Below are 18,326 nucleotides of genomic sequence, written 5' to 3'. Positions count from 1 at the left end.
TCTTCTGTGCTTCCGAGCGCTGAGGAGACGTGGCAGCCGAGGCGGTCATCTGGGGGTGACCGCCGCCTCGACCTCACGGGTACGCCGCTGGCCACGCGGGGCAGTCCCCGCGCCGCACGATGTCGACAGGTCTATGCCGACGCGTATGGGGCCCCCGGTGGCAGCCAGCGCGACGCCGTCTCCGAGACGCTCGAGGGGGAAGGTGGCCTCGACGAGTTCCGCGAACGGCCACCGGTCGGCGCTGCCTTCGACGAACTCGAGAGCCGCCGCCAGGTCGGCCGAAGTGTAGTTGTGGACGCCGCGGACGGTCACGAGACCCCGGACGAGGGATTCCGGGTCGAGGGCGACGGGTTCAGTGGGGAAGACACTGCCGACGAGGACGACGGCACCGCCGACCTCGACGGCGTCGAGCGCGGCGGATACGGCGGCTCGCGACCCGGATGCCTCGATCACGATGTCCGGGCCAGGCAGGCCAAGCCCCGACCAGGCCTCGGCCGCGGCGCCGGGATCACCGGGATCGATGGCCGCGTGCGCGCCGAAGCGCGCGGCGAGGTCCCGCCGTTTGCCGTCCGGGTCGGCGACGACGACCGTGCACCCGCGGTCGCGCGCGAGCGCGGCGACGGTGAGGCCGATGAGCCCGGCCCCGGAGACCAGCACCGCGGGCGAGTCGAGCTCGAGGACACGGAGCCCGGCGCGCATCGCGGCGACCGCGGTCGCCGTGCCGCAGGTGACGGGGGCGAGGGCAGCAGCCGGCGTCGTCTCGTCGACGGCGACGATGCCCGTTCCCGACCGCAGATGCATGTGGGTCGCGAAGCCGCCGCTCAACTCCCACCTGGTGGTGAGGCGCTCGTGCCCGTACTTGAGCAGGCTCCGGCACTTCTGTGTCAGCCCTCGCGTGCAGCGGTCGCATTCGCCGCAGCTGGCCAGCACCGACCAGACGATCCGGGCACCGTGCTCGAGGGCTTCCCCGTCGATGGTGCGGGCGCCGCCGCCACCGGTTGCGACGACCCTGCCCACGTACTCGTGGCCGAGCACTCCCGGCGCCGGGGACTGCCGGTGGCCGAGCATGGTGTGCACGTCGGAGCCGCAGATCGTCGCGAATTCGAGGGCCACGAGCACCTCGCCCGGCCCGAGCACGACGTCGGGCACGGCGACAGCCTCCAGCGGCCTCTCGACGCCGAGCCACACCATGGCCGTCGCGGCGGGCTGCAGGTGGATCCGAAGCGCAGACGGCTCTTCGACTCTCGGCGCCGCGGCCGACCTCACGATGCGGGCCGCTGGAACGCGGGCAGCTCGCGGAGCGCGGCGACGCTGTCGATGACGGCGTGGGCGCCACTCGCTTCGAGCGTCTCCTGGTCGTGGGCGCCGCTGAGCACGCCGACTGCGAGGCCGGCCCCCGCGCGAAGTCCCGACTGCACGTCGCTCGCGGTGTCCCCCACCACGGCGACGGCCGCGACGCTCGAGGTTCCGGTGCGCAGCACGGCGCTCAGCACGAGGTCGGGGGCGGGACGGCCACGGCCGACGTCTGCGGGTGACAGCGCGAGATCGACGAGCTCCTCCCAGCCGAGGGCTCGGAGGATCGCGTCGCGCGTGACCGGCGCGAAGCCTGTCGTCAGCACGACCGAGAGACCGGCGTCTCGCAGGGACTCGATCGCCTCCCGAGCGCCAGGAATCTCCTCGACCCCCTCTTCCTCGACGAGCTCGGCGTAGGCGACCTCGAATGCGGCGGTCGCCTCCGCTGCGGCCGCGGTGTCTCCGTCCGCGAGGTGCGTGAAGACGTCGAGCTTCGATTGGCCCATCGTCTCGCGGACGTAGGCGAGGGCCTCGGGCCATGGGAGGTGCGCGGCGACCCCCGTGCGGTTCGCGGCACGCTCGAACGCGCGCTCCACGACGCCGTCGTCGAGCACGGTCGTTCCTGCCATGTCGAGCACGACGAGCTCGAGGGGCACGCGAACGGACGCGGCGGTCTGCGCCTGCGTCTGTGCCTGAGCCTGCGCCTGCGCCTGCGCGGAAGTGGTGAGGGTCGTCATCTCAGGCCTTTCGAAGGTGTTCGAGCGGACACGGCGTCCAGCTCGAGAGCAAGGTGGTGCTCGGCGAGGCCGAGCCCGGTGGTCATGCCGATGCCCGTGGTCGCCGCAATGGCGAGCACACCCGGCTGCGGGCGTTCGACGAGGAACTCGTTCGGTGCGGCCGCGTACACGCCCTGCCAGCGCTCCCGAACGCGCATCGGCCCGACGTCGAGGAGCCGTTCGGCTTCGGTGAGCATGAGGTTCACGGCTGCCTCGGATTGGAAGGGCGACACCGTCACGCCACGCCAGTGCGTGTCGCCGACCAGCAGCGAGCCGTCTGGGAGCTGCGTGAACATCTGGTTGAGATCGATGGCCGCGAGGTCCGGGCGTTCACCGTGGAGGCGTTCGCGGACCGCCGAAGCCTCCGGGAGCCCGGCGAACCCGCGGTAGCGGATGAGCGACCAGCCGGTGAGCAGCGGGGCGCCGAGCGGCCTCGCGAGGGGCGCATCCACTCGCAGCATGTCGAGCGCGCACCGTTCGACGGCGTTCTCCTCGGCGGCATCCGGGAGGAGCTGGTCGATGTCGTGGTTGACGGCGACGACCACGAGCCCCGTGGCGATATCACCCCGGCTCGTCTCGACGACGCCGCTGCGGACGCGGCCGACGGCCGTGCGCATCCGGAACTCGACGCCCATGCTCTGCAGGCGGCGGATGATCGCGGCGACCGCGGAACGCGGATCGGTCTGCAGGTCTGCCGCCAGGAATGCGCCACCGGCCGCGACGCCGTGTCTCACCGGAGTGCGATCGGCGACCTCGGCCGCATCGAGCATCCGGATCTCCTCCCCGACGGGGAGTCGGTCGGCTTCACCGAGCGGAGAGCGCCTGGCAGCGTCGAGCAGCGCCAGCTCATCGTCGTGCCGAGCGACGACGACGGTGCCCGTCTCCCGAAGCCAGAACCCGGCATCGGTCGCGAGCTGCAGCCAGAGTTCCCGGGCCAGCACCCCGTACCGTCGGGCGTCGCCCGTCTGCGGCGTGAAGCACAGGTGCCCGAAGTTGCGGATGCTCGCACCGATCGGCTCGCTCGTGCGGTCGACGACGACAACCGACAGGCCTCGCTTGGCTGCAGCGTAGGCGGCACCGAGACCGACGATGCCGGAGCCGACGACGGTGACGTCGAAGCCGCGGCTCATCGGAACACCCGCCTCATCCACATCGCGAGGCCCTCGACCAGGAGCACGGTGACCAGGATCATGAGCACGATGGCCGTCACGAGCGGGTAGTTCGAGCCCTGTCCGGCGTTGAGGAGGTAGTAGCCGACGCCACCGCCTCCGACGATGCCGAGCAGCGTCGCCGCGCGGATGTTCGTGTCGAGCAGGTAGAAGGTGTGGCCGATGAGGGCGGGCATGCCCTGCGGCAGTGTCGCGCTGGCATAGGTCTGCAGGCGGGTCGCTCCGGTCGCTCGGAGTGCCGTCTCGGGGCCGCGGCGCACCTCCTCGAAGGAGTCGGCGATGAGCTTGCCAAGCAGGCCGATGCCGCCGATCGCCAGTGCGATCGTGCCCGCCTGCGTGCCGAGCCCCGTGATGATGATGAGCACGATCGCGAGGATCACCTCGGGGATGCCGCGGATGCCGACGAGCAGCAGGCGCATCCCTCCCTGCACGGTGCGGTTCGGCGCGACGTTCCGGGCCGCGAGGGAGCCGATGACGAGGGAGACCAGGAAGGTGAGGAGCGTTGCCGCGAACGCGATGGCGATCGTGTCGCGCATCGCCTCGAGCATGGTCGCGAGGTCGTAGACGCCGAACGACGGCGGCCAGAACTGCACGGCGATCTCGGGGATGCGGGCCCAGAACGTGAGGAAGTCGAGCCAGTTGATGTCGGCGAACGTGACGGCGGCGACCACGACGAGCGCTGCCACCCACCCCCAGACGACGTGGCTCACGCGGGTCGCGTTCCAGCGGCGGCGGATCGCTTCCGCCGGCGAACGGAAGCGCCGTGCGCCGCCGAGCTGGCCGCTTCGCGAGGTGCCTCGCGAGCCGCGAATCCGGTCGACGAGCCGGTCGATGGGGTTGCGGCTGCCTTCGTGACCGCCGAGCATCGCGGCGCGCACCAGGCTCGACACCACCTCCATCGCGACGCAGAGGACGAAGATGACAAGCGCGATGCCGAGGCCCAGCGAGTAGTCGAGCGACTTGAAGGCGGTCGACATCTCGAGGCCGAGCCCGGCGACGCCGACGTAGCCGAGGATGACGGAGCCGCGAAGGTTGATGTCGTTGCGGTGGAGCACCGTCGCGACCCACGAGGGCAGCACCTGGGGCAGCACTCCCGACGTGAACTCCTGCAGCTTGGAGCCGCCGGCTGCGCGGATCGCGAGGCGCGGCCCCTCGTCGATCTGCTCGATCGCGTCGGCGAACATCTTCGAGATCATGCCGATCGAATGGATGCCGATCGCCAGAATTCCAGGGAGCGACCCGAGGGAGAACATGAGCACGAAGACCATGGCGAGGACCACGTCGGGAAGCGCGCGGGTGAAGACGCCGAGGAAGCGGGCGGAGGCGCGCCAGGAACGGCCTGGGGTCGTGTTGGCCGCAGCCAGGTACGCGACTGGGATCGAGACGACGGCGGCGAAGAGCGTGCCGCACAGCACGAGCCCCAGAGTGAGGCCCGTGAGCTCGAGCAGCTCGGGCCACTCCGGGAAGGCGAGTCCGCCGACGCGGGTGAAGAAGCGCTCGGCGTTGGACCAGCTCTCGAGCATCGCCGGCACGGAGATGTCGATCTCGATGAGCGCGGCGACCGCGATGCCCGCGAGCGCGAGGAGGGTGAGGACGGCGGCGATGCGCTCTGGGGTTCGGCGCTGGCGAGGAGCGCGCGCCTCGAGGTCCGTCTGGTGAGGGGCGGATGTGCGCGGGGGCGGGGGCGCGACGGTCGCGGTCATCGTGCCGCCTCCGCCGCGAGGAGTTCGTTCTGCACGGCCTCGAGCTCGGCGGTGCTGGTGGCGACCCGGCCGTAGATCTCCATGACCTCGGCCTTGGTGAGGCCTTCGACGGGGGTGTCCAGCACGACTGCCCCGTGGCGGAGCCCGACGATGCGGTCCGCCCAGGAGATGGCGAGGTCGACCTGGTGGAGGCTGCAGACCACGGTCAGGCCATCGGCGGCGGCGATCTCGCGGATGAGGCGCATGACCTGCTCGCTCGACTCGGGGTCGAGGGAGGCGACGGGCTCGTCGGCGAGGAGGATGTCCGGGCGCTGCATCAGGGCGCGCGCGATGGCGACGCGCTGCTGCTGGCCGCCGGAGAGCGTGTCAGCGCGCTGGTAGGCGCGGTCGAGCAGGCCGACCCGGTCGAGGTGGCCGAGCGCCTCCAGCTTCCTCGCCTTGGAGTAGCCGAACAGTCCGAGGCGCGGACCGCGGATGGTGGCGAGCGCCCCGGTCAGCACGTTCTCGAGCACCGTGAGCGACGGCACGAGCTCGAACTGCTGGAAGATGAACCCCACCCTGCTGCGCAGCCGCCGGAGTGGGCGGCCGCGCAGTCGCGACACCTGGTCGCCGAGGACGTTCACGTCTCCCGACGTGGGCTGCTCGAGCGCGTTCAGGTGGCGCAGCAGGGTGGACTTGCCGGACCCGGACAGGCCGAGCAGCACGACCATCTCGCCGCGAGCGACCTCGAGGCTCACGCCATCGAGCGCGGTGGTCTCGCCGAAGCGCTTGGTGACGTCGGCAAGCGAGATCACTGGGGACGTGGTGTCAGCGGTGGTGCTCATGTCGGTGCTCATCTCGGGTCTCGGCTGATCAGACGGGGTCAGGCGTGGGTCAGCTCTGGCACTGCGTGGCGTTGGTCGCCTCGCAGATGTCGCGAACCGTGTCGTAGTACTGGTCGTCGACCGGCTTGGTCTCGAAGAAGACGCTGCGGAAGCCATCGCTGTCGGCGCTCTCCACGCCGGCGGCGATGATGTCGTCGATCGTGACCTCGGAGAGGATGTCGCGGAGCTGCTGCTTGAGGTCGTCCGGCAGCTTGTCCGACTCGACGATGGGGGCACCGGGGACCATGGTCTCGGCGATGACCTTCACCTTGTCGGATTTCTCGACCTCGCTGTCTTCGGCGAATCCTGCCTCGCATTCGACGCCTTCGCCGACCTTCTGCACGCTGACGTCGTGCTTGCCCGCCATGACGGGGGTGATGTCCGCTTCGGGGTCGATGCCTGCTTCGAGGAGGTTGTAGCTCGGGAACAGGTAGCCGGAGGTGGAGGAGGGGTCGACGAAGCAGACCTTCTTGCCCGCGAGGTCTTCGATCGATGCGATGTCGCTGTCGACGGGCACGATGGCCTGCGAGTAGTAGCCGGGCTCCTGGCCCTCGGACGTCACGATGGAGGAGATCGGGGTGAGCTCGGCGCCGTTGTTCGTGGCGGTGACGTAGGTGAACCCGGAGAAGGAGGCCACGTCGACCTTGCCGGCGATCGCGGCTTCGATGAGCGCCGCGTAGTCCGTGGACTCGTGGTACTCGACGGTCTTGCCCGTCTCGAGCGCGATGTAGTCCATGAGCGGCTGGTAGTTGGTCTCGGTGTCGACGGAATCGGGGACGACGCCGAAGACGAGGGTGTTCGAGTCGACGGCGAAGCCGGAGGAGTCGGTGGATCCGGAGGCGTCTGCTGCGGGCGTGGAGCAGGCGGCGAGGCTGAGTGCGAGGATGCCGGCGCCTGCGAGGGCGATCGCGGGCTTGAGAGCGCGGGTCATGTGCTGTGCCTTTCGGGCGGGGTCTCGGAGCGGGACGTGAAGAGACTGCCAGAGACACCACCAACCTGTATGCCTATCTTTGCACAATTCACGAGTTGTTCACCTATGTTGGAGACTTCGGCAACCAGGCTTCGCGAGAAATGGCCTTTAAGAGCCCGGTTTCATGCTTCACCAGCACGCTGGCGGGCATGAGCAAGTAGTATGCCTATGTGGCCGACGTTATGTACAAGCAGATCGCTGACGACCTCCGACGACGCATCGCCAGCGGTCAACTCGCACCCGGCGATGACGTCCCGTCCGAAGGGGAGCTCGCCGAGCGCTGGAGCACCTCCCGAGGCCCGGTCCGCAACGCGCTCGCGGCACTGCGCAGCGAGGGCCTCATCGAGACCGGCCGCGGTCGACCGGCGCGGGTCGTCGAGCGCAAAGCCCACCAGGCCGTCGACGTGTCCATCCCGTTCACGAAGTGGGCCAAGGAGATCGGTACCGTTCCTGGCGCCGAGACGCAGGAGGTGAGCCTGCGGCGTCCAGACCCAGCGCAGGCTGAGACCTTCGGGATCGACCCGTCCCAGCTTGTTGTGCACGTCCTTCGACTCCGCAGCCTCGACGGCCGGCCGACGATGCTCGAGCGCCTCACGTTCACGGAGGAAGTCGGACGCCACCTCTTCGAGGTCGACCTGAACACCGTGTCCATCACCGAGTTCCTCGACAGCCGCGGCTACGGCTACACCGACATCGACCACGAGATCGACGCGAAGGCCGCCGATGCACTGGACGCCAGGCTGCTGGAGATCGAGGAAGGATCCCCCGTCCTGCGCCTGCGCCGGGTGACGCGAGACAACGACGGCCGCGTCTTCGAGGTCTCCGACGACCGCTACCGGAGCGACATCGTGCGCTTCACGGTGTCAGCATCCGGCAGGTCGCAGCGGGGGACGCACTACGTGCGGCCGATCGCGTTCTGACCTTCGACGGTCGGCGCCCGAGGCCGCCGGTACTGCCATATACCGACCCACTTGAGCCCGCCTGAACGGGCGCTGACCTCACCCTTGTGTCAAGCGTGCTTGACGTGTATAACTCTCTCAACAGTCAAGTTAGCTTTACACATGGGAGTGCAACATGGACACCGAGCGTTCTTCGTACACAGCGGACACTCGAAGCCGGTGGGGCCGAGTGAAGTTCGGCGGGCGCTGGTCGGCGCTCTGGCTGGCGATCCCCTCCGGCCTGCTCCTCGCCTGCGCTATCGCAACGATTCTGGTGCTGACAGGGTCCGCCGGCCCGCACCCGCTCGTCGGGTGGTTCGCGACGGTGCTGGTGTCGTTCTGGGCCTGTGCCGGTCTCGTGTGGGCGCTGTCCGTCGACCGGGACAGCCTTCGAGGGGCCACCCCGCGCCCCGAGCAGTCGGTGGAGTCGGCATGGATCGAACGCGCGACGAGCGGAGCGTTCGGCGACACCCTGCTCGTGACCGGACTCGGCACCGCGGTCATCGCGGTCGGGAACCTCGACATTCCCGCGCTCCTTGCTCTGGTCGCCGTGATCATCGTCGCGATGGGATCGGTGAGCATCCGGTATGGCCTCGAGCGAAGGCGAGGCTAGTAGGTGAAGAACGAGCTCCCGGCGCTTCGCAAGCAACGCGGGTGGTCGCAGCAGCGCCTCGCGGAAGAGCTCGGCGTCTCCCGCCAGACGGTCATCTCCATCGAGCGCGGCCGCTTCGACCCCTCGCTACCCCTCGCGTTCCGACTCGCGCGCGTCTTCGAATGCCCGATCGAGAGCATCTTCGACGACGATGACGCCGACGGGGCCGACGACACCGAGTGACGGGTCCCCTCTGACGACTCCCGCAGGCATCCGCGAGAAGGGCCGCGTCAGCCGTCGTCGCGCGGGCGTTCCGTCAGCCCGAGGAGGGCGATGACCTGCTCGGCGTGCGCGCGCGCAGCCGCCGCGCTCGGTGCGGGCGCCAGCCCGAGCAGGCGGCGCCGGTGCGGCTCACCGAGGAGCAGCCCGAACAGCGCCTCCGCCAGCGCCAGTGCCTCCGCGTCCGTCTTCACCTGCACGAGCCCGCTCGCAGGAGGGAGGCACTGCGCAAGCAGGGCGACGTAGCCCCGTGGGCCGCTGGAGTAGAAGCCCGACGCGAGCTCCGGGAACTGCGCCGCCTCTCCGATCATGAGCCGGTGCAGGCCGACGGCGTTGTCCGAGTGCAGGACGAAGACGAGCCGCGCTGCGGTCTCGAGCAGTGACTCGGCGGTCGCCCCGTGGTTCGCGAGGTCGCGAGCGCGGAACCGCTCGATCGCTGCGGTGAACACCTCCGCCTTGTCGCCGAAGTAGGTGTAGATCGTGCGCTTGGTGACCCGCGCCACTGCTGCGATCTCGTCGACGGTGACCTGGCCGTAGCCATTCGACACGAACAGCGCGACGGCGGCGTCCAGGATCTGGTCTCGACGCTCCTCCCGCTCCTCCGCGGTCGGGCGACCCCGCTTGCGGCTCGTGCTCGACACAGTCTCGCTCATCCGCAGTGCTCCCCACCTCGTGCTTCGCATGTCGACGCTCGACAACAACCATCCTATAATGAGACGTGTTCGTTTCATTACACGCGTGGTCATCCCTCGCGGTCGATCGCGCCGAGCCCCAGAAGGGCCAGGCGAGAGGAGCTCCCAATGGCTGCACGCAGATCCGCAACCCCGCGGAAGACAGCGTCGAATCCACCCTCAGCACACACCACGTCCCTCGACAGCGAGGGACTCGTCGAGTTCTACCGCCAGATGGTGCTGATCCGGCGGTTCGAGGAGCGCGCCGCCCGCTCGTACACGCAGGCGGAGATCGGTGGCTACTGCCACCTGAACCTCGGCGAGGAGGCGACGGTGGTCGGCCTGATGGCAGCGATGGAGTCGACCGACTACCTCTTCACGAACTACCGGGAGCACGGATACGCGCTCGGGCGAGGCATCGCGCCAGGGCGGATCATGGCAGAGCTCTACGGGCGCAGCGGCGGCGTATCGAAGGGGTGGGGCGGGTCGATGCACCTCTTCGACCTGGAGTCGCGCCTGCTCGGCGGGTACGGCATCGTCGGCGGGCAGGTGCCGCTCGCCACCGGTGCGGCCCTCGCGATCGACTACCGCAGCGGCCAAGAGGCCGTGGTCTGCGTCATGGGAGACGGCACCACGAACATCGGGGCGTTTCACGAGTCGCTGAACATCGCTGCCCTGTGGGACCTGCCGGTCGTCTACGTGGTCGTCAACAACGGCCTCGGGATGGGCACCACGGTCGAGCGCGCCTCCGGCGAGCCCGAGCTGCACAAGCGGGCATCCTCGTACCGGATGGCATCCGCCCGCGTCGACGGGAACGATCCCGTCGCCGTCCGGGACGCCGCGGCCAGCGCGCTCGCGAGCGCCCGGGCCGGCAAGCCGTTCCTGCTGGAGACGGTGAGCGAGCGGTTGAAGGGCCACTCGGTCGTCGACCCCGCGAAGTACCGCACCCGCGAGGAAGCCGAGGCCCTCAAGGCCGGTGACCCCATCGCCGCGTTCGCGGTTCGCCTCGCCGAGCAGGGACTCCTGGCTGACGACGCGATCGCCGACATCGACGCTGCCGCCATGGCCGCCGTCGCCGAGGCCGTCGCGTTCGCCGAGGCGAGCCCGCACCCGTCGGTCGACACGCTCTTCGACTACACCTACGCCACTCCGGTTCCCAACGATTCCCGCAGGCTGCCCGGCCAGCCGCTCTTCGAACCATCCCCCTCACCCACGATCGGAGCATCCGCATGAGCATGATGACCTACCGTCAGGCGCTCCACGACACCCTCCGCGCCGAGATGCTGCGAGACGAGAACGTGCTGCTCATCGGCGAGGAGATCGGCGTCTTCGAGGGCTCGTACAAGATCACCGCCGGCATGCTCGCGGAGTTCGGCGAGAAGCGCGTGCGAGACACCCCCATCGCCGAGGAGGGGTTCACGGGAGCCGCCATCGGCGCCGCGATGCTCGGACTGCGCCCGGTCGTGGAGATCATGACCATCAACTTCTCGCTGCTGGCCCTGGACCAGATCGTGAACCACGCCGCGAAGATCTATGGCATGTTCGGCGGTCAGGCCCGGGTCCCCCTCGTCATCCGCACCCCGGGCGGAGGCGGGCAGCAGCTCGGCGCCACACACTCGCAGAACATCGAGCTGTACTACGCGTTCGTGCCGGGCATGAAGGTCGTCGCCCCGTCCAGCCCCGCTGACGCGAAGGCGCTGCTGCTGGCCGCGATCCGAGACGACGACCCCGTGCTGTTCCTCGAGAACCTCGCGCTCTACAACACCAAGGGCGAGGTGCCGGACGACGACACCCCCGCCGAGATCGGCCGGGCCGCCGTGACCCGCGAGGGCGCCGACATCACCGTGGTCGCATACTCGCGCATGGCGGCCGTCGCCCTCGAAGTGGCCGAGCGGCTCGCCGAGACCGAGGGCATCGACGTGGAGGTCGTCGACCTCCGCAGCCTGCGCCCGCTCGACCGCGACACCGTCATCGCATCCGTGAAGAAGACCCACTGCGCCGTCGTCCTGGAAGACGACTGGCTCACCTACGGCATCGGCGCCGAGATCGCCGCGACCATCTCGGACGGCGCCTTCGACTGGCTGGACGCACCCGTGCGCCGGGTCGCGATGGCCGAGGTGCCCATGCCCTACTCCAAGCCGCTCGAGACCGCCGCGCTCCCCTCCGCGGACGACGCCGCCACCGCCATCCGGCAGACCCTCGCCGCGGTCTCCCGCCGCATCTAAGGACACCCCATGATCGATATCCTCATGCCCCGCCTCTCCGACACCATGCAGGAGGGCGCCATCGCCGCGTGGCACAAGCGACCAGGCGATGCCGTCGCCGTTGGCGACCTGCTCGTCGAGGTCGAGACCGACAAGGCCACCATGGAGTACGAGGCCTACGACGCCGGCGTCCTGCGCGACATCCTGGTCGCCGAAGGCGAGGTGGCGACCATCGGCACGGTCATCGCGCGCCTCGACGACGGCAACGACGACGCACCAGCCGCGAGCGCGGACGCTCAGGCTTCGGAGGCCGCTCGGGAGGTCGCTTCACAGGCCGACTCCCAGGACGCAGCAGGACAGCGGCTATTCGCGACGCCGCTCGCGCGCCGACTCGCCCGCGAGCACGAGATCGACCTGTCGGGCGTCCTGGGATCCGGCCCCGGCGGCCGGATCGTCCGCGCCGATATCGAGGATGCACGCGCACGTCAGGCCTCCCCCGAGGACACGGCCATCGCGTCGCCCGCTCGGTGCACGTCGCGCGCGACGGCGGGCCAGACCACCGGTGGCACCAGCACCAGCACCAGCACCAACACCAACACCACCAACACTCCTGATGCGCGACAGCCAACGGTCGTCCCGTTCGACAAGACCCGCGAAGTGATCGCTCGACGCCTCAGCGAGAGCAGCAGCACGGTGCCGCACTTCTTCGTCACGGCTGCGGCCGACGTCGAGGCCCTCATGGCGCTCCGCGCCGAGCTGAACGGCAGCCTCGAATCGACGGGGCGCCCCAAGATCAGCGTCAACGATCTCCTCGTGCGCGCCTGCGCCATCGCGCTTCGCGAGCATCCGGGAGTCAACGCCTCCTACTCCCCGGAGGGCCGCGGAGAGACCCTGCTCCACGGGCGCGTCAACATCGGCATCGCCATCGCCTCCCCGACCGGGCTCGTCGTGCCGGTGATCGACGACGCAGACCTGAGGCCGGCGTCGCAGATCGCGCGCGAGTCTCGGCGACTGGCCGGACTCGCGAAGGAACGCAAGCTCGGAGCCTCGGACATGGCGGGCGGCACGTTCACCATCAGCAACCTCGGCATGTACGGCGTCGAGCAGTTCACCGCCATCATCAACCCGCCGGAGGGGGCGATCCTCGCGGTCGGCGCGGCGAGGCCAGAACCCGTCGCCGTCAACGGGGCAGTCGAGGTGCGTCACCGCCTGCGATACACCCTCTCCGCCGACCACCGCATCATCGACGGAGCCCTTGCCGCGGAGTTCCTCGCCACGCTGACGGGGCTCCTCGAACGCCCCATGCACATCATCGCCTGAGCGACTGGAATCGCGGTCGCGGGGACGGTCGCACCCCCGCGACCCCGACCCGGTGTTGGCGGTCCGGCTTCCCGGGCGGCGATCTCGTACTGTGGTGGGACCGTCGCTCGAAACCGGAGAGCCCGGGCGACGCCCACTCCAGGTGGGAAGCTGAAGGAGGGACCACATGGGCCGACCGAGTCTTGTGCATGAGCGGCGCCCGCAGATCGTCGCGGCCGCGAAGCGAGTCATCGGGAAGTACGGAGTCGAGGGCGCGACCCAGGAGCGCATCGCTTCCGAAGCTCAGCTGAGCCGGGCGCACATCCGTCACTACGTCGGCAACCGCGACGAGCTCATCCAGCTCGTCTGGAACTCGACAATGGACCCGTACGCGCAGGAGATGCACGAACGGGTGCAGGCCGCGCGCTCCGGCCAGGGGCTCGAGGGGGTGCTCGACTTCCTCTTCGGCACCGGTGTCGAAGCGAGTCCAGACGATGCCGTCTTCGATGCATTCCTGGCCTGGTCCCAGCACGACGAGCAGGTCAGGCGGCGCCTGCTCGACAGCTACGCGACCGTGGTCACCGAGGTCGCCGCGGCGATCAGGGCGACGCACCGGGACATGGACGTCGCACGGAGCGAGGCGCTCGGCTACGCCATGCTGTGCCTCACCATCGGGTCCTCGAGCATGAGCGTTCTCCAGTTCCCGGACGCGCAGACCAGTCCGCTTCGCGACCTGGCGGCGTCGATGATCCAAGCGGCGGCGGCTGCCTGAGCGCCGCCGCCGCCCGATCGTGGCTCAGCTGCGATCGGCGCTCGGCACCTCGAGACTGCGGGTGCTCTCGTCGTCGCCGACCTCGTCCTCCGATCGGATCTGCGCGGGCAGACGGCGGAAGCCCTTCGTCAGGAAGCCGAGGTAGATCACCCCGATGATCAGCCAGGTGATGCCGAGCATCTTCGCTGAGGAATCGATGCTCACCCAGAGGGCGACATTGGTGGCGACGCCGATCAGCGGGAGGACGAGGTAGCGCACCACATCCATCCCCGAACGCCGGTGCTGGCGAACGAAGTAGTGGTTGATCACGGCGATGTTGACCATGATGAAGCCGGTGATGGCGCCGAAGCTCGTGAGCGAGGTCGCGCCGAGGAGGTTGTCGGTGAAGAACACGGCACCGAGCGCCGCGACGGAGACGAGCACGATGTTGTTGACCGGGGTTCCGAATCGCGGCGAGAGCTTGCCGAAGAACCGCTTCGGGAGCAGACCGTCGCGCCCCATGCCGTAGAGCACGCGGGAGACGGCGGCGACGGCCGCCATCGCGCAGAGGATGCTCGCGGCCTGATCGGCGACGAAGAACGTGATGTTCAGTGCTTCTCCCCCGATCCGGGGCAGGAGCTCGAAGATGCCGGTATCCGGATCCTCAAACTCCGCGTACCCGGTGGGCCAGGCGATCTGCAGGAAGTAGGCGATCGTCGCGAAGCCGAGGCCCGCGCCGATGCACATGATCAGGATCGCTCGAGGGATCGTGACGGTCGGCTCGTGGGTCTCCTCGGCGAGCGTGGAGACGGCGTCGAAGCCGAGGAAGGAGACGGCGAGGATCGAAGCCGCCCACATCACATTCCCGAAGTTGAACGTCTCGGGGTTGTAGATGGCCTCCGGCACGAAGAGGCCACCGGCTCCGCCGCCCTGCAGGACGTAGCTCGTGATCAAGCCGATGAGTACGACCGCGAAGATGATCTGCGCGGAGACGACGGCGATGTTGAGCCGCCCGGAGACCCGTGCTCCGAGGATGTTCATGACCGCGCCGAAGCCGGCCGCGAGCAGCACCCAGATGGCGGTCGGAATGGCGGGAACGTACTCCTCCATGTAGATCCCGAACAGCAGGTAGCAGATCATCGGGAGCAGCATGTAGTCGAGCAGGAACACCCAGCCGGTCGCGAAGCCGAGGTAGGGATGCACGCTCTTCTGCACGTAGGTATACGCGGACCCGGCGACCGGGAAGGCCTTCACCATCTGCGCATACGAGTACGCGGTGAAGAACATGACGACCAGCGTCACGAGGTACGCGAGGGCCATCATGCCCCCGCTGAGCTCGGTGGCGATGCCGTAGAAGTTGAAGATGGCCGTCGGGGCGAGGTAGGCAAGCCCGAACGCCAGGAGGTGACGCAGCTTGAGTGATCGAACGAACTGGGTGGCTTGACTCACGGGTGCTCCTCTGGGGGTCTCCGTCGACTGCACTGTCGCGTGGAGTGGGGCACGAAGCGTGCCCTCTGGCGAATAGATTACCAACATTGCTAATTTATGCCAGACTGCATTTCCAAGTTGTTACGTCTCTACCCGCAAGGAGCGCTCATCGTGGACCTGATCCTGACGAACGGCAGATTCTTCACCGCCGACGAGGCCGCTCCGTGGGCGAGCGGAGCCGTCATCCGTGACGGCCGGATCGCGCAGATGCTCAGGGAGGAGGACTCGCTGCCCTTCCCAGCGGAGGGGCTTCCCAGCTACGACCTGGGCGGACGACTCGTGCTGCCCGGCCTGATCGACGCCCACACGCATCCCAGCGGCGTCGCGAAGAGCGCCTGGCACGTCTCCCTCCCGCAGACGGACGACGTGGACGCGATCCTCGCCTTCATCCGCGAACACGGCGAGCGGCACCCCAAGGAGGAGGCGCCCTACCTGTTCTTCGAGTACTACCCGAGCACGCTGTTCGCGGGAAGCGCCCCGACGAAGGAGCTCCTCGACTCGGCGATCAGCGACCGCCCCGTGCTCTGCCAGGACTTCAGCGACCACGCACACTGGGTCAACTCGAAGATGCTCGAGCTGCTCGAGGTCGACGAGCACACGCCAGACCCCGTGCCTGGCCTCGAGATGTTCGTCCGTGACGCACACGGCGTGCCGACGGGGCACATCCTCGAGTTCGCGCACCTCCGCTTCATCGACCGCCTGTACGACTCCATCGGGTGGCGCCCACCAGAGGAGCTGACCGCCGAGAGCCTGAAGCCGTTCTTCGAGTTCATGACCCGGCACGGCGTCACGTCCCTCTTCGAGGCGCTCATCGAGGACGAGGACGTACTCCCCGCGCTCCACGAGCTCCACCGACGCGGGGAGCTGCACACCAGGTACGAAGGCGCCGTTCGGTTCCGGACCCTCGCTGACCTCCCCAACGCGATCGAGCGAGCCCAGCGCCTCGACCGCGAGCACGGCACGGATCACATCCGCGTGCGAACGCTCAAGCTCTTCCTCGACGGCACGAACGAGAGCGGGAACAGCGCGGTCCTCGCTCCGCTGGTTCACGACGACTCCGGCAGCCTCGGCGAGATGCAGATCGAGACCGACGAGCTCGTGAGCTGCCTGCTGCTGGCGAACGAGGCGGAGATCGACGTGCACATCCACATGGTCGGCGACCGCGCCTTCCGGGCTGGATGCGATGCCGTCGCGGCCGCCAAGGAGTCGCTCGCCGGGACGGGCGGTGCCTGGCGGACGCAGGTGACGTTCGCGCACTGCGAGCTCATCGACCCGGCCGACATGCACCGGCCGGCCGAGCTCGGCATCATCGTGAACTGGACGAACCACTGGTCGGCGGGGTACTTCGGTGAAGAAGCGAAGAGCTACCTCGGGGACGAGCGATGGAATCGGATGTACGACTTCCGGGGCGTCCTGCAGGCCGGCGCCTCGATGACCTTCGCGAGCGACGTCGTGACGAACTTCGAGCTCCACCGGGGAAACCCGTTCTTCGGCATGCAGGTGGCCGCGACGCGGGTCGACCCCGAGCTGCCCCTCGATCCCGACCGCTACCCGGGGAGCGTCCGGCCGAGCCGCGAATCGCGCTTCGAGGTCACCGCGCTCCTGCGCGGGCACACCATCGAGGCGGCTCGACAGCTCCGGATCGATGACAGAGTCGGGTCCCTCGAGGTCGGGAAGGATGCGAACCTCGTCGTCCTCGACAGGGACCTCTTCGACGTGGAGCTCGACCAGCTCGGCCAGGTGAGCCCGTCGGCGGTCCTGTTCGAAGGAGAGCTGGCCTTCGGCTCGCTCACCTAGACCGACGGCGGTCTCCGTCCGCGAAGTCCTCAGCGAGATGTGCGCTTCGGAACGAGCAGAGTGATGAGGAGAACGGCGAGACCTGCGCCTCCGGCGACGAACCCCGCCATCTGGAGGATCCCGGCACCGATGTTCGCGTCGAGTGCGGTCGGGTCGGTGATGAGGACCGCCGAGGCGAGCGCGATGAATCCGATGGCAAGAAGAATCGTTCCGAGAAGTCGCATGCAGTGTTCCTTTGGTTGAAGCGCGGTTGGGTGTGGTCGTGATGTGTGTCCGGCTCAGCCCTGATCGAGCCAGACCAGAACCCCGCCGAGGGCCGAGACCAGTACAAGCGGCGCCCACCACCGGGCGTCGAACTTCGGTGTGCGCGGAGTGCGCGGAGTGCTCATGGCCTTCTTCCCGTTTCAGCTCTCAGACACCTCACCGCACCGCGACCTCCGCAAAGGCAGGATGCGCGACGATGACTCGCGTCGTGGTGGGTCAGTAGAGCTCGAGCGCCAGTTCCTGGGCGAGTTCCATGCTGCGCCAGCGCGCGGGCGAGAAGTCGTACGGCATCATCTGGACGGCCTCGGCGAGGCTCGTCCCGCGCGCCGCACGGGTGTCTTCGGCATGTTCGGCGGCATCCTCGGCGCCCTCGTCGTCATCGGCAGGAGCAGGAGCAGGATGTGATTCCTCCCAGGCGTCGAAGCGGTCGTTGTCGGCCTGCGCGAGGCCGGAGCTCTCGATGACCCCGTTGAGGGTGGCCTCGAAGGCGGCCCGTTCAGCGGCCACCTCAGCCACGCGGGGGTCGTCGACGGCGACGGTATCGTCCAGCGCCTCCTCGGCGGCGTCGATGCGGTCGGCCTCCTCCCGCAGCTCCGGGTGGGTGGCCAGGGCGATGAACCGGGATGCCTGGACGGAAGCACCGAGTGCGCCGAAGATCCGCTCGGTCACGAGGAGGGTGTCCAGGTCGTCCTGCCGCAGGGCCCCCTCTGGCAGCTCTGCCAGGCGGTCGCTCACGACATCGGAGAGCAAACCCAACCTGCTGCCCTGCGCGCGCATGCGCTGCACCGCCGTCCGCTGCCGCTCGAGTTCGGCCTGCCGCGCGACGAGGGACTCCTCCAGCCGCTCGAGGATGCGCGCGACATCGCCGCCGCTGCCGACCGAGTCGGCCACGTCCGCGTCCGCGAAGGCATCGCGGATGTCGTCGAGCGCGATGCCGGCGTCGGCCATCCGACGGATCCACAGCAGCTGGATCATCTCGTCGTAGCCGTAGCGGCGGCGGTCGTCGCTCCCCCGCGCCGGCTCCGGGATCAGCCCCAGCTGGTGGTAGTGGCGAATCGCGCGGGGCGTGGTCCCGACGAATTCGGCGGCTCCGCCGATCGTGACCTGGCGGGGCGGGATGAACGACGACAGCATGTGGGGCCTTCCTCGGGGGTGGCTGGATGCATCCACTGCACCACATGACGCTGCGGAAGGTGCAAGTCCGCCGTCGATCCGAGCCGGAGACGGCGGGGTCTAGAATGAGAACTGTTCTGGTGTTATGGTGTTTAT

18 protein-coding genes are annotated in these 18,326 nt (G+C 68.9%); 8 read left to right on the top strand and 10 right to left on the bottom strand.

The features are described 5' to 3' along the window. Positions 1-45: 45 nt before the first annotated feature. From C5E07_RS17795 to C5E07_RS17770, 6 genes are read right to left on the bottom strand one after another with little or no spacing between them, the layout of a single operon-like run. Positions 46-1,266 carry a zinc-binding dehydrogenase gene (locus tag C5E07_RS17795; protein ID WP_258064034.1) on the bottom strand — a complete coding sequence of 407 codons (1,221 nt, stop codon included), beginning with the start codon at positions 1,264-1,266 and terminating at the stop codon, positions 46-48. After that, on the bottom strand, positions 1,263-2,030 hold the full coding sequence (locus tag C5E07_RS17790; protein WP_104301218.1) for a phosphonatase-like hydrolase: 768 nt from the start codon (positions 2,028-2,030) through the stop codon (positions 1,263-1,265). The genes C5E07_RS17795 and C5E07_RS17790 overlap by 4 nt, the downstream gene beginning before the upstream one ends. Next, positions 2,027-3,199, bottom strand: a complete 1,173-nt coding sequence (locus tag C5E07_RS17785; RefSeq protein ID WP_104301216.1) for a TIGR03364 family FAD-dependent oxidoreductase — start codon at positions 3,197-3,199, stop codon at positions 2,027-2,029. The genes C5E07_RS17790 and C5E07_RS17785 overlap by 4 nt, the downstream gene beginning before the upstream one ends. After that, positions 3,196-4,941 carry a phosphonate ABC transporter, permease protein PhnE gene (gene phnE / locus C5E07_RS17780; RefSeq protein WP_104301214.1) on the bottom strand — a complete coding sequence of 582 codons (1,746 nt, stop codon included), beginning with the start codon at positions 4,939-4,941 and terminating at the stop codon, positions 3,196-3,198. The genes C5E07_RS17785 and phnE overlap by 4 nt, the downstream gene beginning before the upstream one ends. Continuing rightward, entirely contained in the window at positions 4,938-5,765 is an 828-nt protein-coding gene (phnC, locus tag C5E07_RS17775) for a phosphonate ABC transporter ATP-binding protein (protein ID WP_104301308.1), read from the bottom strand. The genes phnE and phnC overlap by 4 nt, the downstream gene beginning before the upstream one ends. Positions 5,766-5,814: 49 nt before the next feature. Beyond that, positions 5,815-6,735 carry a phosphate/phosphite/phosphonate ABC transporter substrate-binding protein gene (locus C5E07_RS17770; protein WP_104301212.1) on the bottom strand — a complete coding sequence of 307 codons (921 nt, stop codon included), beginning with the start codon at positions 6,733-6,735 and terminating at the stop codon, positions 5,815-5,817. A 209-nt stretch (positions 6,736-6,944) separates the two neighbouring features. Here C5E07_RS17770 and C5E07_RS17765 point away from each other — a divergent pair, with 209 nt between their 5' ends. The 3 genes from C5E07_RS17765 (at position 6,945) to C5E07_RS17755 (ending at position 8,547) form a co-directional block, all read left to right on the top strand. Further along, positions 6,945-7,694, top strand: a complete 750-nt coding sequence (locus C5E07_RS17765) for a GntR family transcriptional regulator (RefSeq protein WP_258064033.1) — start codon at positions 6,945-6,947, stop codon at positions 7,692-7,694. Positions 7,695-7,848: 154 nt separating this feature from the next. Beyond that, complete coding sequence (locus tag C5E07_RS17760) at positions 7,849-8,325, top strand: hypothetical protein (protein ID WP_104307365.1); 477 nt, start codon at positions 7,849-7,851, stop codon at positions 8,323-8,325. A 3-nt stretch (positions 8,326-8,328) separates the two neighbouring features. Then, the gene (locus tag C5E07_RS17755; protein WP_104239862.1) at positions 8,329-8,547 is read left to right on the top strand and encodes a helix-turn-helix transcriptional regulator; all 219 of its coding nucleotides are present in this window, start codon (positions 8,329-8,331) and stop codon (positions 8,545-8,547) included. Positions 8,548-8,594: 47 nt separating this feature from the next. Here C5E07_RS17755 and C5E07_RS17750 read toward each other — a convergent pair whose 3' ends face one another. Then, the gene (locus C5E07_RS17750; protein WP_104301208.1) at positions 8,595-9,236 is read right to left on the bottom strand and encodes a TetR/AcrR family transcriptional regulator; all 642 of its coding nucleotides are present in this window, start codon (positions 9,234-9,236) and stop codon (positions 8,595-8,597) included. A 147-nt stretch (positions 9,237-9,383) separates the two neighbouring features. Here C5E07_RS17750 and pdhA point away from each other — a divergent pair, with 147 nt between their 5' ends. The 4 genes from pdhA to C5E07_RS17730 all read left to right on the top strand — a co-directional run bounded on the left by pdhA (position 9,384) and on the right by C5E07_RS17730 (position 13,529). After that, positions 9,384-10,487 carry a pyruvate dehydrogenase (acetyl-transferring) E1 component subunit alpha gene (gene pdhA, locus C5E07_RS17745; protein ID WP_104301206.1) on the top strand — a complete coding sequence of 368 codons (1,104 nt, stop codon included), beginning with the start codon at positions 9,384-9,386 and terminating at the stop codon, positions 10,485-10,487. Further along, positions 10,484-11,479, top strand: a complete 996-nt coding sequence (locus C5E07_RS17740) for an alpha-ketoacid dehydrogenase subunit beta (protein ID WP_104301204.1) — start codon at positions 10,484-10,486, stop codon at positions 11,477-11,479. Before pdhA ends, C5E07_RS17740 begins: the two co-directional genes overlap by 4 nt. Before the next feature lie 9 nt (positions 11,480-11,488). Further along, positions 11,489-12,778: a dihydrolipoamide acetyltransferase family protein gene (locus tag C5E07_RS17735; protein WP_104301202.1), complete on the top strand. Its 1,290-nt coding sequence runs from the start codon at positions 11,489-11,491 to the stop codon at positions 12,776-12,778. Between the two features lie 166 nt (positions 12,779-12,944). Then, positions 12,945-13,529 carry a TetR/AcrR family transcriptional regulator gene (locus C5E07_RS17730; RefSeq protein ID WP_104301200.1) on the top strand — a complete coding sequence of 195 codons (585 nt, stop codon included), beginning with the start codon at positions 12,945-12,947 and terminating at the stop codon, positions 13,527-13,529. A 24-nt stretch (positions 13,530-13,553) separates the two neighbouring features. Here C5E07_RS17730 and C5E07_RS17725 read toward each other — a convergent pair whose 3' ends face one another. After that, positions 13,554-14,957 (bottom strand): APC family permease, encoded by a 1,404-nt coding sequence (locus C5E07_RS17725; protein WP_181058160.1) that lies wholly within the window; start codon positions 14,955-14,957, stop codon positions 13,554-13,556. 150 nt (positions 14,958-15,107) lie between these two features. On the opposite strand from C5E07_RS17725, the gene C5E07_RS17720 reads away from it, so the two are divergent. Further along, entirely contained in the window at positions 15,108-16,793 is a 1,686-nt protein-coding gene (locus tag C5E07_RS17720; RefSeq protein WP_181058158.1) for an amidohydrolase, read from the top strand. Positions 16,794-16,822: 29 nt separating this feature from the next. Here C5E07_RS17720 and C5E07_RS17715 read toward each other — a convergent pair whose 3' ends face one another. Together C5E07_RS17715 and C5E07_RS17710 are read right to left on the bottom strand one after the other, a co-directional pair. Then, positions 16,823-17,017, bottom strand: coding sequence for a hypothetical protein (locus C5E07_RS17715; RefSeq protein ID WP_104301194.1), 195 nt, complete (start codon positions 17,015-17,017; stop codon positions 16,823-16,825). Positions 17,018-17,273: 256 nt separating this feature from the next. Next, positions 17,274-18,191 (bottom strand): MerR family transcriptional regulator, encoded by a 918-nt coding sequence (locus C5E07_RS17710; protein WP_104301192.1) that lies wholly within the window; start codon positions 18,189-18,191, stop codon positions 17,274-17,276. Positions 18,192-18,326: the final 135 nt, after the last annotated feature.

This window comes from Pseudoclavibacter sp. RFBJ3 (genome assembly GCF_002931375.1).
Taxonomy (GTDB): Bacteria; Actinomycetota; Actinomycetes; order Actinomycetales; family Microbacteriaceae; genus Pseudoclavibacter.
The sequence above is the reverse complement of the archived record's forward strand: the minus strand, read 5'-3'. Positions and strand labels throughout refer to the sequence as shown.